The 14,620-nt window shown below is 68.2% G+C and carries 13 protein-coding genes; 7 read left to right on the top strand and 6 right to left on the bottom strand.

All coding sequences use genetic code 11. The features are described from left to right. Positions 1 to 2: 2 nt before the first annotated feature. The gene (gene panC / locus ACRARE_RS18405) at positions 3 to 896 is read left to right on the top strand and encodes a pantoate--beta-alanine ligase (RefSeq protein ID WP_432658060.1); all 894 of its coding nucleotides are present in this window, start codon (positions 3 to 5) and stop codon (positions 894 to 896) included. 43 nt (positions 897 to 939) lie between these two features. On the opposite strand, the gene ACRARE_RS18400 is transcribed toward panC, so the two are convergent. Beyond that, positions 940 to 2,238 carry an acetylornithine deacetylase/succinyl-diaminopimelate desuccinylase family protein gene (locus ACRARE_RS18400; RefSeq protein ID WP_432657927.1) on the bottom strand — a complete coding sequence of 433 codons (1,299 nt, stop codon included), beginning with the start codon at positions 2,236 to 2,238 and terminating at the stop codon, positions 940 to 942. A gap of 71 nt (positions 2,239 to 2,309) precedes the next feature. Between ACRARE_RS18400 and ACRARE_RS18395 the strand changes: the two genes are divergently transcribed. Both ACRARE_RS18395 and ACRARE_RS18390 read left to right on the top strand, forming a co-directional pair. Beyond that, a complete protein-coding gene (locus tag ACRARE_RS18395) occupies positions 2,310 to 2,867 on the top strand; it encodes a helix-turn-helix transcriptional regulator (protein WP_432657926.1) in 558 nt (185 codons plus the stop codon). Positions 2,868 to 3,038: 171 nt separating this feature from the next. Then, positions 3,039 to 4,157, top strand: a complete 1,119-nt coding sequence (locus ACRARE_RS18390) for a sensor histidine kinase (protein ID WP_432657925.1) — start codon at positions 3,039 to 3,041, stop codon at positions 4,155 to 4,157. A 104-nt stretch (positions 4,158 to 4,261) separates the two neighbouring features. Here the strand turns inward: ACRARE_RS18390 and ACRARE_RS18385 are convergent, their stop codons facing one another. From ACRARE_RS18385 to ACRARE_RS18365, 5 genes are all read right to left on the bottom strand, one after another. Continuing rightward, positions 4,262 to 5,290, bottom strand: a complete 1,029-nt coding sequence (locus tag ACRARE_RS18385; protein ID WP_432657924.1) for an LLM class flavin-dependent oxidoreductase — start codon at positions 5,288 to 5,290, stop codon at positions 4,262 to 4,264. A gap of 130 nt (positions 5,291 to 5,420) precedes the next feature. Beyond that, positions 5,421 to 6,035, bottom strand: a complete 615-nt coding sequence (locus tag ACRARE_RS18380) for an alpha/beta family hydrolase (RefSeq protein ID WP_432657923.1) — start codon at positions 6,033 to 6,035, stop codon at positions 5,421 to 5,423. Between the two features lie 63 nt (positions 6,036 to 6,098). Continuing rightward, entirely contained in the window at positions 6,099 to 6,788 is a 690-nt protein-coding gene (gene rpe / locus ACRARE_RS18375; RefSeq protein WP_432657922.1) for a ribulose-phosphate 3-epimerase, read from the bottom strand. 219 nt (positions 6,789 to 7,007) lie between these two features. Continuing rightward, positions 7,008 to 7,949, bottom strand: coding sequence for a class 1 fructose-bisphosphatase (locus tag ACRARE_RS18370; protein WP_432657921.1), 942 nt, complete (start codon positions 7,947 to 7,949; stop codon positions 7,008 to 7,010). A 363-nt stretch (positions 7,950 to 8,312) separates the two neighbouring features. Beyond that, on the bottom strand, positions 8,313 to 9,533 hold the full coding sequence (locus tag ACRARE_RS18365; RefSeq protein WP_432657920.1) for an acyl-CoA dehydrogenase family protein: 1,221 nt from the start codon (positions 9,531 to 9,533) through the stop codon (positions 8,313 to 8,315). A 157-nt stretch (positions 9,534 to 9,690) separates the two neighbouring features. Here ACRARE_RS18365 and ACRARE_RS18360 point away from each other — a divergent pair, with 157 nt between their 5' ends. The 4 genes from ACRARE_RS18360 to ACRARE_RS18345 all read left to right on the top strand — a co-directional run bounded on the left by ACRARE_RS18360 (position 9,691) and on the right by ACRARE_RS18345 (position 14,601). Further along, positions 9,691 to 11,241, top strand: coding sequence for a class I adenylate-forming enzyme family protein (locus ACRARE_RS18360; RefSeq protein ID WP_432657919.1), 1,551 nt, complete (start codon positions 9,691 to 9,693; stop codon positions 11,239 to 11,241). Positions 11,242 to 11,244: 3 nt separating this feature from the next. Beyond that, on the top strand, positions 11,245 to 12,027 hold the full coding sequence (locus ACRARE_RS18355) for an SDR family NAD(P)-dependent oxidoreductase (protein WP_432657918.1): 783 nt from the start codon (positions 11,245 to 11,247) through the stop codon (positions 12,025 to 12,027). Next, on the top strand, positions 12,024 to 13,703 hold the full coding sequence (locus tag ACRARE_RS18350; RefSeq protein ID WP_432657917.1) for a long-chain-fatty-acid--CoA ligase: 1,680 nt from the start codon (positions 12,024 to 12,026) through the stop codon (positions 13,701 to 13,703). The genes ACRARE_RS18355 and ACRARE_RS18350 overlap by 4 nt, the downstream gene beginning before the upstream one ends. Positions 13,704 to 13,782: 79 nt before the next feature. Next, positions 13,783 to 14,601 (top strand): IclR family transcriptional regulator, encoded by an 819-nt coding sequence (locus ACRARE_RS18345; protein ID WP_432657916.1) that lies wholly within the window; start codon positions 13,783 to 13,785, stop codon positions 14,599 to 14,601. The last annotated feature ends 19 nt before the right edge of the window (positions 14,602 to 14,620 follow it).

The following is a 14,620-nucleotide window of genomic DNA, read 5'->3' as shown; positions in this document are numbered from 1 at the left end:
AGATCCTGCGCACCCTGCCGGAGCTGCGCGCCCTGACCCGCGACTGGCGCCGCTGCGGCGAGGTGGTGGGCGTCGTGCCGACCATGGGCGCCCTGCACGAGGGGCACCTGTCGCTGGTGCGCGCGGCCCGGGCGGAGTGCGACCGGGTGATCGTGACGATCTTCGTCAACCCGCGCCAGTTCAACAACCCCGAGGACCTGGCCAACTACCCGCGCACGGAATTCGAGGATGCCGAAAAGCTCGCCCCGCTGGGCGTCGACGTGATCTACGTCCCCGATGGCGAGCAGGTCTATCCGCCGGGCTTCGCCACCTCGGTTCAGGTCGCGGGGCTGACGGATGTCCTGTGCGGCGCGCATCGGCCCGGGCATTTCGACGGCATGGCCACCGTGGTGGTGAAGCTGTTTACCCAGACCCAGGCGGACCGGGCCTATTTCGGGCGCAAGGACTGGCAGCAATTGCAGGTGGTGCGCCGCATGGCCCGCGATCTGGACCTTGAGATCGAGGTGGTCGGCTGCCCCACGGTGCGCGAAGAGGACGGGCTGGCCATGTCCTCGCGCAATCTGCGGCTGGATGCCCAGGCCCGGGCGATTGCGCCGAGGCTGGGCATGGTGATGCGCGACATGGCGGCGGCCCTGCGCCAGGGCGCGGCCCTCTCGGCGCTGCTGCCCGATGCCCGGGCACGCCTGGCCACCGCCGGTTTCGGCGACATCGACTATCTGGAGCTGCGCGAGGCCGCCACGCTGGAGGCCCGCGACCACGCCACGGGCGACACGCGCCTTTTCGCCGCCGTCTGGCTGGGCGATGTGCGGCTGATCGACAATATCCCGGTCTCGGGCGAGGGCACGGAAACGGGCACGCGCGCAGGAGCGGGCACGGGCACACAGCCGACGGGCTGAGGCCCGCCGCCGGGGCCGGATATGCCGCGCCGCGCTCACCCGCTCAGCCGGTCAGCAGGTCGGCCAGGGACAGCGCCATGACCTCGGCCGACTGCATCATGTCGTCAACACCGACGTATTCGTCGGGCTTGTGCGCCAGATCCAGGATGCCGGGGCCGTAGGCGATGCAGTTCTTCAGCCGCCCGATGCGGTCGATATGTTTCTGGTCGTAGGTGCCGGGGCTGACCACGTACTGCGGCGCGGCGCCCATCGTGTCCTGGATGGCACGGCTGACCGATTGCACCACCGGCGCGTCGCGCTCGGTCATGGTGGGCAGCACGCGCATCATCTCGCGCATCTGGTAGCTAAAGCTGGGGCGCTCGGACGAGACCTTGTCCAGCACCTTCTGCATCTCGCCGATCACATCCTCGATGTCTTCCTCGATCAGGAAACGGCGGTCGATCACCATGCGTGCGCTGTCGGGGACGCAAGGGCTGGGCAGCGCGTTCACGTCGCGCGGGATCTCGGCCTGACCGCCATGCAGCGAGTTGATGTTCAGCGTGGATTGCTTGGCGCCCTCGGGCACCACCGGCATGTCGGTACGTTTCGCCGCCAGGGCGGGAAAGAGGCTTTCTTCCATCTCGTGCAGCACCGCGCCCATGTGGCGCACGGCGCAGTCGCCCAGGAAGGGCATCGAGCCATGGGCGATCTCGCCGTGGGTCTCGATCTCGGCCCACCAGACGCCGCGGTGGCCCAGGCAGATCCGGTCCTTGTTCAGCGGCTCGGGGATGATGACGTGATCAACCTTGGCGTAGAACCCCTGCTCGGCCAGGTAGGCCACACCGCCGAAACCGCCCGATTCCTCATCCGCCGTGCCCGAGATCTCGATGGCGCCGCTGAAATCGGGACAGGTGGCGATAAAGGCCTCGGCCGCGATGATCGAGGCCGCCAGGCCCCCCTTCATGTCGCAGGCGCCCCGGCCGTAGATCTTGCCGTCCTTCAGCTCGCCGCCGAAGGGGTCGGTGGTCCAGCCCCGGCCCACGTCGACCACGTCGATATGGCTGTTGAAATGCACGCAGTCGCCCGAGCGCGCGCCCTCCTTGCGGGCCACGATGTTCCAACGCGGATATTTGTCGCTGTCGCCCACGGCGCCCAGGGCGCGCACCAGTTGGGTTTCGAACCCCTTGCCGCGCAGACGGCGGTCCAGGTATTCGCAGATCTCGCGGTAATTCTCGCCCGGCGGGTTCAAGGTGGGAATACGGATCAGATCCTGGGTCAACGCGATCAGCTCGTCACGGCGAGCCAGGATCGCCTCGTGCAGGCGCGTCTTCAGTTCGGGCGGGGTCGTTTGGGCTGTGGTCATGACTGGCAGGTTTTGCCGGGACGGGCTACGGTCTCAATACCGTAGAACCACGGTGTGAGATAATATAACAGATGCTTCAGCCCCCTCTTGATGCCATGGAACGCCTGGCCTGGGATCACGCCCCCATGGGCCTGGTCCTGGCCGAGAACAGGGTGATCCGCGCCTGCAACCTGCCCTTTGCCCAGATGGTGGGGCGCAGCCGTAACACACTGGTGGGGCAGAGTTTTCGCGTCCTCTACTCTTCGGATCAGGAATTCGAGACGATCCGCGACATCGGCCTTTCGGCCCTGTCGGGCAGCGGCGTCTATTCCGACGAACGGATGATGCGGCACCCCGAAACCGGCGCCTTCTGGGTGCGTTTCCGGGCCCGCACCCTGACCCCCGAAGCACCGCTGAGCCAGGTGGTGATGAGTTTCGCGCCGCTTTTGCGGACCGAGGACAGCCGCCTGACGCCGCGCGAACGCGATGTGGTGGCCGGGCTAGAACGCGGCGAGACCTCGAAAGAGATCGCCCGCGTCCTGCACCTGTCGCCACGCACGGTCGAGGATGTGCGCGCCCGTCTGCTGAAGAAATACGGGGTGCGCAGCGCCGCCGGGCTGATCCGCCGCCTGGCCGGTCCGGGCCTGTGATCGGCGGCGGGCGACGGCGGCACCATACGCAACCACCTGTATACACTTAACTTTTCAGGACAGGCTGCCGCAGGGAAAACACCCGGAACGTGACAAATTATTTTGCAAGGACGCCTTTGCGGGGTATTGCTCGGGTCGGCACAATTGCCCGCCCAATCAAGGGACCCGACGATGACCCCCGCCCTGCATCCAGACGAAGCGCGCCGCCTGGCGATCCTGCACGCCTTCGAAATCCTCGACACGGATCCCGAGGCGCCCTTCGATGATGTGGTCAAGCTGGCCGCGGCGTTGTGCGACACGCCGGTGGCGGTGATCAGCCTGGTGGATGCCGACCGGCAATGGTTCAAGGCGCGCCATGGCCTCGACCTGCCCGGCACGCCGCGCGACCAATCGATCTGCGCCCATGCCATCCTGCAAGAGGATGACGACCTGCTGGAGATTCGCGACTGCCGGCAGGATCCGCGCACCGCCGACAATCCGCTGGTCACCGGGCCGGACCGGCTGCGCTTTTACGCCGGGGTGGTGCTGCGCAGCAGCGAGGGGGCGCCCCTGGGCACGCTCTGCGTGCTGGACCGCCGCCCCGGCCAGTTGACAGCGCTGCAACGGGATGCGCTGCGCGTTCTGGCGGCCCAGGTCATCGCCCAGATGGAGCTGAAACGCGCCCTGTCCCAGGCCAAGCTGATGCGTCGCGAGGTGGATCACCGGGTGAAGAACTCGTTGCAATCGGTCTCGGCCCTGACCCGGATGCAGGCCCGCAGCACCGAGAACGAGGACACCCGCCTGGCCCTGCTTCAGGTCGGCCGACGGATCGAGACGGTGGCGGCGCTGCACGAACAGCTTTACCGCGCCGACCAGGCCGAGACGATCTCGCTGGCCCGCTTCGGCCCCTCGGTCTGCAAGCTGATCGGCCAGTCCGCCCCGCCGCAGATCGCGCTAAGCGCCTCGGAATGGCCCGAGGCCGCCCTGGATCCCAGCGTTGCCGCCGCCCTGGGGGTGATCCTGAACGAGTTTGCCTCGAACGCCATCAAGCACGCCTTCCCCGATGGCCGCGCGGGCCAGATCAGCTGTCGGGTGGATCCGCCGGTAGAGGGGCGCTGCACCCTGACCCTGGCCGACAACGGCGTCGGCCTGCCCGAGGGGGTGACCGCGAAACAGGGGCTGGGAATGCAGGTGATCGAGGCCTCGGCGCGTCAGCTGGGCGGCACCTTCGCCCTGGCCTCGGGGCCCGAGGGGACGACGATCACCCTCGACTTTCCCTTGCAAGTGGCCGAGGCGGCGCCCGGCGACTGAGCGCAGGCCGGGGGCCAGCCCCCGGACCCCCGGAGTATTTCCAGCCATCGAATAGAAGCAGGGGCGCGGCGCCCGGCCTGATAGGGCGCGCCCTCGCTGTGGCCTCAGCCCGCCCTGCGCAGCTCGGGGGCCACCTTGGTGCCCACGGTCTCGATCGCCTTCAGCATCTCGGCGTGGTCGATCACCCCGATGGCCATTTGCAGGGTCACCCGGTCAAAGCCCAGATCCTCTTTCAGCCCCAGGATCTTGTCGACGATCTGCGCCGGGCTGCCGACGAAATTCGCCCCCTCGGGGGTGATCGAGGCGTCGAACTGGGCCCGGCTTTGCGGCGGCCCGCCGCGTTCGCGGCCGATCTGATCCATCACCTCTTTCTGCGCCGGGAAGAAGAGGTCGGCGGCGCGCTGGCTGTCGTCATGGACGAAACCATGCACGTTCAGCGACACCCGCGCCTTGTCCGCATGGCCCGCCTGGGCGGCGGCGCGGCGGTAGAGATCGGCCAGGGGCGCGAAGCGGCGCGGTTGGCCGCCGATGATCGCCAGGGCCAGCGGCGCGCCATAGCCGCCCGCGCGCACCATGGATTGCGGCGTGCCCCCGGCGGCGATCCAGATCGGCAGGCGCCCGTTGACAGGACGGGGATAGATCCCCTCGCCATTGACCGCCTGGGTGTGGGTCGTGCCCGGCCAGGTCAGGGTCTCGCCCTCGTTCAGGGCCATCAGCATGGCCAGCTTTTCCTCGAAAAGCGCGTCGTAGTCGCGCAGGTCATAGCCGAAGAGAGGGAAGCTTTCGATGAAGCTGCCGCGCCCGGCCATGATCTCGGCCCGGCCGCCTGACAGCCCGTCGATGGTGGCGAATTGCTGGTAGACGCGGATCGGATCCTCGGAGCTGAGCACGGTCACCGCGCTGCTGAGGCGAATGTTGCGGGTCTGGGCGGCGGCGGCGGCCAGCACCGTGGCCGGGCTGGAGATGGCGTAGTTCGGGCGGTGATGCTCGCCCAGGCCGAAGACATCGAGGCCGACCTCATCCGCCAGCCGGATCTCTTCCAGCAGGCGGGTCAACCGGGTGGGGGCATCCACCTCTTCGCCGGTGACCGGGTTCCGGCCGACATCGCCGAATGTGTAAAGACCAACCTCCATGGGGCGCCTCCGTGCCAGACCGCCCCCGCGCCTGTCGCCGGGGCCATTGGCGGGAAGGTAGGGCAGCAGGGCGCGGCGCGCCACCGTGGGGCATCGCACAGGCGCTGTGCAAAGCCGCGACGCGGCGCCCTCAGGTGGCGCGGCGCTTGATCCAGCCCGCCACCACCTGCGCGGTCTCGGCCAGGTGATCGTCGAGCGTCCGGCCCGTTTCGCGCTTGCGCGGCTTCAGGTCGTGATCGCCGTCCGCGAGCCAGTGCAGCTCTATGGCGTCGGAGAGGGCATAGCCCGCCACCTCTGCTGCCGTGCCGAAGGGGTCGCGGGTGCCCTGACAGATCAGGGTGGGCGTTTGCAGCCCGGCCAGATGCGCGGTGCGCAGTTTCTCGGGCTGGCCCTGGGGGTGGAAGGGATAGCCCAGGCAGACCAGACCCGCCACGCCCGCGCTGTCGGCGATCAGGCTGGCGACGCGGCCCCCCATGCTTTTCCCGCCGATGAAGAGCGGCCCCTCGGCGGCCAGGGCGGCAATGGCGGCGCGGTATTCCTCGGCCAGGGCCTCGACCCTAGGCGGCGGGCGTTTCGCCCCGCCGGTGCGGCGCCCGGCCATATAGGCGAATTCGAACCGCACCACGCGCAGCCCGTGGCCCGCCAGCATGGCGCTCAGCGCGGTCATCCAGGGCGTATCCATCGCGGCCCCGGCCCCGTGGGCCAGCAGCAGGGTCGGCCCCTCGCCCTCGATCAGGAAGTCCATCGCCGCTCTCCCATAGGCAAAGGGCGCCTCGCGGGCGCCCTTATGGTCTCCGTCGCGGCCCTCTCAGACCAGCGTATCGCAGCTGGTGCGGATCGCCCGGATGTTCTCGCCATAGGGCGCCGGATTGGCGACCGAGCCGCCCTTGAAGACCGCAGAGCCCGCCACCAGCACATCCGCGCCCGCCGCCCGCATCAGCGGCGCGGTCTCCGGCGTGATGCCGCCGTCGATCTCGATATGCACCGGGCGGTCGCCGATCATGGCGCGCAGCTTCTCGACCTTGGCGATCTGGCTATGGATGAACTTCTGCCCGCCGAAGCCGGGGTTCACGGTCATCACGCAAATCAGGTCGACCATGTCGATCAGGTACTCGACCGCCTCGATCGGCGTGCCGGGGTTCAGCGCCAGCCCGGCCTTGACGCCCGCCGCACGGATCGCCTGCAGGGTGCGGTGAATATGCGGCCCCGCTTCCAGATGGGCCGTCAGCACATCGGCGCCCGCATCGACAAAGGCGTCGATATAGGGGTCGACCGGCGCGATCATCAGGTGCACGTCCATCACCGTGTGGATATGCTTGCGGATCGCCTTTACCAGCGGCGGGCCGAAGGTCAGGTTGGGCACGAAATGCCCGTCCATCACATCCACATGGATCCAGTCGGCGCCCTGCGCCTCCACCGCCTCGATCTCGGCGCCGAAATTGGCGAAATCGGCGGACAGGATCGACGGGGCGATCTTCAGGTTGCGATCAAAGGACATGGGCGGCCTCCAGTGGTTTCGCTGCGCATATAGCGGCAGCGGCGGGGTATTGGAAGCACCGGCGCCGGGAGCGAGAAATCCATAAGGGAGGGGGCCCCGCCCCCGCCGCTCCGTGCCGGAGCGACTCCCCCGGAGTATTTTCAGCCGTCGAATGGAAGAAGGGCGGGGCGACCGAGGCCGCGCCCCGCCGTAGGGTGGATGAAATCCACCGGTCCGGGATCAGCCGTGCAGCTCGGCGATCCGCGCCACCTCTTCCCTGGAGCCGAAGACGAAGGGGCGGCGTTCGTGCAGCGCCTCGGCGCTCAGCGACAGGATCGGGCGGACGCCGTCGGTGGCCTGGCCGCCTGCCTGTTCCACGAGGAAGGCCATGGGCGCCACCTCATAGACCATGCGCAGCCGCCCGTTCTCGTACTTGGGCCGCGCGTCGGAGGGGTAGAGGAAGGTGCCGCCCCGGGTCAGGATGCGGTGGGTCTCCGCCACCAGGCTGCCGACCCAGCGGAAATTCATGTCCTTGCCCTTGGGCCCGGTCTTGCCCGCCTCGTTCTCCTCCACATAGGCCAGCACCGGCGCGGTCCAGTGGCGGCGGTTGGAGGAGTTGATGGAGAATTCCTTCGCCGCCTCGGGCAGGGCCATCTTCTCCTCGGCCAGGGCGAAACTGCCGGTCTCGGGGTCCAGCACATAGAGCAGCGTGCCCTCGCCCCAGGTCAGCGCCAGCAGGCATTGCGGCCCATAGGCGATGTAGCCCGCCGCCACCTGCTCCGACGCCGGGCGCAGGAAGCTCTCATTGGCCCCGTCCTTCGCCTCGAAGATCGAGAAGATCGTGCCGATGGTGACGTTCACGTCGATATTCGACGAGCCATCCAGCGGATCGGCCGCCACGGCGTACTTGCCGCCGGGCACCAGATCCAGCACCTCTTCCTGCTCTTCCGAGGCGTAAAAGCGCACACCTGCCTGACGCAGGGCGGCCTCGAACATCTCGTCGGCCAGCACATCCAGCGCCTTTTGCTGGTCGCCATCGCTGTTCTCGCCCACGCCCGCGCCCAGGGCCTGCCCCAGGGGGCCGCGCGCCACGATGCGGGCCACGGCGGCGCCGGTGGCGCAAAGCGCGTCGAGGACGGGAACCAGATCGGCGGGAAGACGGGCGGGATCAATGGCGGGCATGGAAAACTCCTTGGGCTTCGCCCGCGTTATTCCACAACTCCGCCAGCGGCAAAACGGCTTTTCGCGGCCCCTGGCCGATGAGAACGCTAACGCCCCCTCCGCAGGGCCGGACATCCGGGCAGTGCCCCCGACTTTGGCAAGAGGCCCCTGCCCCGGGACTCACCCGGGCGCGCCAGTCCCCTCCGACGTGCCCCGCCCCTCTCTTCTCATTGCCAAAAATATCCCGGGGGGAGTCGCCGGAACGGCGACGGGGGGCAGAGCCCCCCGCTTCCTTCTACGTGTCGCCAAAGGCGACGGGGGGCCAGAGCCCCCCGCCTTCCTCTACGTGTCGCGCCCTGCGCGACGGGGGCAGCCCCCTAGGCTTCAGTTGCGGTACTGTTTCAGTTCCAGCTTGGCGATGGTCTCGCGGTGCACCTCGTCGGGGCCGTCGACCAGGCGCATGGTGCGGGCATTGGCAAAGGCCGCGGCCAGGAAGGTGTCCTGGCAGACGCCCTGCGCCCCGTGCACCTGGATGGCACGGTCAACGACGCGCTGCACCATGTTGGCGCCCACGACCTTGATCATGGCGATCTCCTTGCGGGCCGCCTTGTTGCCCACGGTGTCCATCATATAGGCCGCGTGCAGGGTCAGCAGGCGGGCCTGTTCGATCTCGCAGCGGCTTTCGGCGATCCAGTGCTTGGTGACCCCCATCTCGGCAATCGGCTTGCCAAAGGCGGTGCGCGCCATGCCGCGTTCGCAGATCGCCTGCAAGGCCCGTTCCGCCTGGCCGATCGAGCGCATGCAATGGTGGATGCGGCCCGGTCCAAGGCGGCCCTGGGCGATCTCGAAGCCGCGGCCCTCGCCCAGCAGGATATTCTCGACCGGCACACGGACGTTTTCGTAGAGGATCTCGGCGTGGCCATGGGGCGCGTGGTCATAGCCGATCACCTCCAGCGGGCGCACCACGGTCACGCCGGGGGTGTCCAGCGGCACCAGGATCATGCTTTGCTGGCGGTGCTTCTCGGCCGTGGGATCGGTCTTGCCCATGACGATGGCGATCTTGCAGCGCGGATCGTTGCCGCCCGAGGACCACCACTTGCGCCCGTTGATCACGTAGTGATCGCCGTCGCGCTCGATCCGGGTTTCAATGTTGGTGGCGTCGGAACTGGCCACCGCCGGTTCGGTCATCGAAAAGCAAGAGCGGATCTCGCCCGCCATCAGCGGCTTCAGCCACTTTTCGCGATGCGCATCGGTGCCATAGGCAAAGATCGTTTCCATGTTGCCGGTATCGGGCGCCGAGCAGTTGAAGGGTTCCGACCCGATGGCCGAGCGGCCCATCAGCTCGCACAGGGTGCCATATTCCACATTGGTCAGGCCCATCCCCTCGTAGCCCGGCTTGGAATGGGGCAGGAACATGTTCCACAGCCCCGCCGCGCGGGCCTTCTCCTTCAGCTCTTCCATGATCGGCACCGGCTGCCAGCGGTCGCCTTCGGCCACCTGGGCGGCATAGGTCGCCTCGGCCGGAAAGATATGCTCGTCCATGAAGGCGATAAGCTTTTCGCGCAGCTCTTTCGCCCGATCGGATATCGGGAAATGGTCGTACATCTGGGTCTCCTCCACTCTTGCCCATCTTGATGCCCGGCGGGGGACCGCCCGTCAAGTTGCGGAATGATTTTCCGATCTGCGGGATATTGACGCGCTCGCCGCCCCCGTGCCAGTCTTCCCGGACCAGAGGAGAACTCCTGGGGAGGAGGGGTCCATCATGACCAACATGACAGAGGTCCGGCTGCGCGCGGCGCAGGTTCCGGACGAAATATTCGTGAACTTCGGCCAGACGCTGGCCGCCAATGCCGCCCGTCTGGGCGAGCGTCCGGCGGTGACCGACGAGACCGGCACGCTGAGCTGGGCCGAATTCGCCGCCCTGGTGGCGCGTGTCGCCGGACGGCTGGCCGAACGCGGCATCGGCCCGGGCCACCGCGTCGCCTCGCTGTCGGAAAACTCGGCCGCCCATCTGGCGGTCTACGCGGGCGTGCTGTCGGCGGGGGCCTGCATGGTGCCGCTGCCCTTCTCGGCCTCGGACGAGGCCCTGGTGAAGATGCGCGCCGATTGCGACGCCGAGCTGCTCTTTGCCTCGGCCCCCCAGGCCGACCGGGCCGCCACCCTGGGCGCCGAGGTCGTGGCGCTGGAGGATCTGGCCGCCTGGGCCGAGGGCCCCGAGGCCGCGCCCCGCGACGTGACCCCGGACGACCTGTTCGACATCATCTATTCCTCGGGCACCACCGGCACCCCCAAGGGCATCCAGCACGAACACCGCTTCCGCTCGCGCCAGTTCGGGCGGTTCACCGTCTTCGGCCTCGACCCGGACGCGGTGCAGATCATGTCGACCCCGCTGTATTCCAACACCACCCTGGTGGCCGCGCTATCGGGGCTGATCGGCGGCGGCCAGGTGGTGTCGATGAAGAAATTCGACACCCTGGGCTTCCTGGAGCTGGCGGCGCGCCACCGCGCCACCCATGCCATGCTGGTCCCGGTGCAATACATGCGCCTGATGAAGGAACCGCGTTTCGACGAGTTCGACCTGTCGGCCTTCCAGTGCAAATTCTCGACCTCGGCCCCGCTGCCCGGGATCCTGATCAAGCAGGTGATGACCCGCTGGCCCGGCAACCTGGTGGAGTTCTACGGCATGACCGAGGGCGGCGTGACCACGGTGCTGGATTGCGCCGCGCACCCCGACAAATGGGACACCGCCGGCATTGTGCCCGAGGGCAACGAGGTCAAGATCATCGACGAAGAGGGCCGCGAACTGCCCCCCGGCGATTTCGGCGAGATCGTGGGCCGGTCGGGCTCGATGACGCCGGGCTATCTGAACCTGCCCGACAAGACCGCCGAACTGCTGTGGCGCGACGCGGCAGGCAACGATTTCATCCGCACCGGCGACATGGGCCGGATCGACGAGGACGGCTTCCTGCACCTGATGGACCGCCGCAAGGACATGATCATTTCCGGCGGCTTCAACGTCTATGCCGCCGATCTGGAGGCCGTCTTGCGCCATCACCCGGCGGTGGCCGATGTGGCGGTGATCGCCGTGCCCTCCGAGGACTGGGGCGAGACGCCCCTGGCCCTGGTGGTGCCCGAAGGCAGCCCCGACCCGGAAGAGATCCGCACCTGGGCCAACGCCCGGCTGGGCAAGCTGCAACGCATTTCCCAGGTCGAGTTCCGCGACCATCTGCCCCGCTCCGAGATCGGCAAGATCCTGAAACGAGAGCTGCGCGTGCCCTACTGGGACGCGGTGAAAACCGCAGAGGAGGTCTGAGCCATGGCCGCGATCACCCGCTTTGAAGGCAAATATGCCATCGTCACCGGCGCCGCCTCGGGCATCGGGCGCGCCACCGCCGCGCGCCTGGCCGAAGAGGGCGCCCGCGTCCTGCTCTTGGACCGCAACGCCGAGGCCCTGGCCGAGGCTGCGCCTGCGGGCGACCACCTGACCCGCGCCTGCGATGTCTCGGACGAGGCCCAGGTGGCCGAGGCCGTGGCCTATGCGGTGGCCCAGTTCGGCCGCATCGACGCCCTGGCCAATAACGCGGGCATCATCTGCGACCGCTCGCCGATCACCGAGACCGACAAGGCCACCTGGGAACGCACCCTGGGGGTCAACCTGATCGGGGCCGCCCTTATGCTGAAACACGTAGGACAGGTGATGGTGGCGCAGCGCGCGGGCGCGGTGGTCAACACCGCCTCGGTGGCGGGCATCCGGTCCGGCGCGGGGGGCAATGCCTATTCCGCCTCTAAGGCCGGGGTGATCTCGCTGACCATGACCTCGGCCTGCGATCTGGGCCAGTACGGGGTGCGGGTGAACGCCGTCTGCCCCGGGCTGATCGAGACCGGCATGACCGCGCCGGTCTTCGACTATGCCCGCTCGGCGGGGAAAGAGGAAAAGCTGGGCGCGCGCGCCGAGCTGCGCCGCTATGGCCAGCCCTCGGAAATCGCGGCGGCCATCGCCTTCCTCGCCTCCGACGACGCCTCTTTCGTCACCGGCCAGGCCCTGCCGGTGGATGGCGGCAATACCGCCTCGCTGAACCTGCCGGGGATGAAGGTATGACGACGCGCCACCATGCCCACTGGCCCCCGGGCCTGCCGATGGATTTCCCCCTGCCGCAGGAGTCGGTGGCCCTGAACCTGGAACGCTCCGCCGCCCGGGTGCCGGATCAGACCGCGCTGAGCTATCATGGCCACCGGCTGAGTTATGCCGAGCTGAACGATGCCGTGCAGCGCCTGGCGGGCTGGCTTCAGGCCCATGGGGTGGCGAAGGGAGATCGCGTCTTGCTCTACATGCAGAACGCGCCGCAATACGTCATCGCCTATTACGCCATCCTGCGCGCCGATGCCGCCGTGATCCCGGTGAACCCGATGAATCGCCTGGCCGAGCTGGAACATCTGGCCCGCGACACTGGCGCCCGGGTGGCGATCTGCGGCACCGAACTTCTGCCCCATATTCAGCCCCTGGCCGAGGCAGGCCTCTTGGATCACATCCTGGCCGCCGCCTATGCGGACATGGCCGACCCCGACCATGACATCCCCCTGCACGACACCCTGCGCGGGCACAGTGACGCGGGCGCCCGCGGCCCCGGCACCCTGCCCTTCCGCGCGGCGCTGGCCGCCGGTCACGCCCCCGGGCCGATCACCGCCGGGGCCCAGGATCTGGCAGTGATCCCCTATTCCTCGGGCACCACCGGCCACCCCAAGGGCTGCGTGCATACCCACGCCTCGGTCCAGGCCACGATCCACGGCGGCGCCGCCTGGAATCCGTCCGAGGGTGAGGACGAGGTGCATCTGACCACCCTGCCCCTGTTCCATGTGACGGGGATGCAGAACGGCATGTCCATTCCCATCCTGATGGGCCAGGAAATCGTGCTGATGTCCCGCTGGGACCGGGCGGCGGCCTGCGCGCTGATCGACCGGCACCGGGTGACCCGCTGGCGCAACATCGCCACCATGGCGATTGACCTGTTGCAGGTGCCGAACCTGTCGGATTACGACCTCAGCTCGCTGCGCGGCATCGGCGGCGGCGGGGCCGCCATGCCCGAGGCGGTGGCGGCCAAGCTGCACGGGCTGACGGGGCTCGACTATATCGAAGGCTACGGGTTGTCGGAAACCATGGCCGGCACCCACATCAACCCCACCCACCGGCCGAAACGGCAATGCCTGGGCATCCCGGTGATGGGCGTCGACAGCCGTGTCATCGACCCCGAAACGCTGGAGGAGCTGCCCCCCGGCGAAACCGGCGAGATCATCACCCATGCGCCGCAGGTCTTCCAGGGCTACTGGAACCGCCCCGAAGAGACCGCGGCGGCCTTTCTCACGCGCGACGGCAAAAGGTTCTTCCGCACCGGCGATCTGGGGTATCATGACGAGGAAGGCTATTTCTTCATGGTCGACCGGGTGAAACGGATGATCAACGCCTCGGGCTTCAAGGTCTGGCCGGCCGAGGTCGAGGCGATGATGCACGCCCACCCGGATCTGGCCGAGGTCTGCATCATCGGCGCGCCGGACCCGCGCCGGGGCGAAACGGTAAAGGCCGTCGCCGTGCCGCGCGCAGGGGCCGAAGGCCTGACTGAGGCGCAGGTGATCGACTGGTGCCGGGCCCAGATGGCGGCCTATAAATGCCCGAAATCAGTAGATTTCGTGGACAACCTGCCGAAATCCGCCTCGGGCAAGGTGCTGTGGCGGGAACTGGCGGAAAAAGAGGCGCGCCGGGACAGCGCGCCGGTCACATGACCATACGGCAGGCAGGGCGCCTTGACCCCCTGCCCGCCGCTTTGTAGCTGCGTCGAGACGCGCATCGGGGAAAGAGTACATGCGGAAACGGGTAAGCGAGACGGGAACCGAGGTTGAAAAGGGCGATGGCGACCGCCAGTTCGTCACCGCGCTGTACCGGGGGCTGGAAATCCTCAAGGCCTTCCGCCCGGCAGACAAGGCGGGCCTGGGCAATTCGGAACTGGCCGAACGCACCGGCCTGCCGAACTCGACCGTCTCGCGACTGACCTTCACCCTGCTGAAATCCGGCTACCTGGTCTATGACGAGGGCACGGGCCGCTACCGCATGGGCCTGCCGGTGCTGTCGCTGGGCTATGCCTGCCTGGCGGGGATGCAGGTGCGGGAAACGGCCCAGGTCTACATGCAGAAACTGGCCGACGACTGCGGCGACGGGGTGCTGGTGGCGCTCGGCGGGCGCGACGACATGGCGGTCACCTATATCGCCGCGGCGCGCTCCGAAGGGGTGATCTCGCTGCAACTGAACGTCGGCTCGCGCATCTCGCTGGCGCGCTCGGCCATGGGCCGGGCCTATATCGCGGGCACCCATGAGGCCGAACGGGCCGAGATCCTGGATCGCATCCGCGCCCGCTATGAGGGCGAACAGCTGACCGAGGTGCTGCGCGGCATCGAGGACGCCCAGGAACAGATCGCCCGCAAGGGCTTTTACGCCAATTTCGGCGACTGGCAGCGCGACGTGCACGCGGTCTCTGTCCCCTACCGCTCGCCCCAGCCCGACACGCCGATGCTGGCCTTCAACCTGGGCGGCTATGCCTTCTCGCTGACCCGCGACCGGCTGGAACACGAGTTGGGCCCGAAACTGGTCGACCTGTCGCGCATGGTCAGCCGCACGGGGTACTGAGCGCGCCACGCCCGGCCCC

Source organism: Pseudooceanicola aquaeponti (assembly GCF_050897975.1).
Lineage (GTDB): Bacteria > Pseudomonadota > Alphaproteobacteria > Rhodobacterales > Rhodobacteraceae > Pseudooceanicola.
Note: the sequence above shows the minus strand (reverse complement) of the source record. Positions and strands in the feature narration are given on the sequence as shown.

What these genes read in the sequence shown, in the direction of transcription:
- ACRARE_RS18370 (WP_432657921.1), bottom strand. Translation starts at nt 7,949, where the DNA reads ATGCCCGCCATTGATCCCGCCCGTCTTCCCGCCGATCTGGTTCCCGTC.
- ACRARE_RS18395 (WP_432657926.1), top strand. Translation starts at nt 2,310, where the DNA reads ATGCTTCAGCCCCCTCTTGATGCCATGGAACGCCTGGCCTGGGATCAC.
- ACRARE_RS18345 (WP_432657916.1), top strand. Translation starts at nt 13,783, where the DNA reads ATGCGGAAACGGGTAAGCGAGACGGGAACCGAGGTTGAAAAGGGCGAT.
- rpe (WP_432657922.1), bottom strand. Translation starts at nt 6,788, where the DNA reads ATGTCCTTTGATCGCAACCTGAAGATCGCCCCGTCGATCCTGTCCGCC.
- ACRARE_RS18400 (WP_432657927.1), bottom strand. Translation starts at nt 2,238, where the DNA reads ATGACCACAGCCCAAACGACCCCGCCCGAACTGAAGACGCGCCTGCAC.
- ACRARE_RS18360 (WP_432657919.1), top strand. Translation starts at nt 9,691, where the DNA reads ATGACCAACATGACAGAGGTCCGGCTGCGCGCGGCGCAGGTTCCGGAC.
- ACRARE_RS18350 (WP_432657917.1), top strand. Translation starts at nt 12,024, where the DNA reads ATGACGACGCGCCACCATGCCCACTGGCCCCCGGGCCTGCCGATGGAT.
- ACRARE_RS18365 (WP_432657920.1), bottom strand. Translation starts at nt 9,533, where the DNA reads ATGTACGACCATTTCCCGATATCCGATCGGGCGAAAGAGCTGCGCGAA.
- ACRARE_RS18385 (WP_432657924.1), bottom strand. Translation starts at nt 5,290, where the DNA reads ATGGAGGTTGGTCTTTACACATTCGGCGATGTCGGCCGGAACCCGGTC.
- ACRARE_RS18380 (WP_432657923.1), bottom strand. Translation starts at nt 6,035, where the DNA reads ATGGACTTCCTGATCGAGGGCGAGGGGCCGACCCTGCTGCTGGCCCAC.
- ACRARE_RS18390 (WP_432657925.1), top strand. Translation starts at nt 3,039, where the DNA reads ATGACCCCCGCCCTGCATCCAGACGAAGCGCGCCGCCTGGCGATCCTG.
- ACRARE_RS18355 (WP_432657918.1), top strand. Translation starts at nt 11,245, where the DNA reads ATGGCCGCGATCACCCGCTTTGAAGGCAAATATGCCATCGTCACCGGC.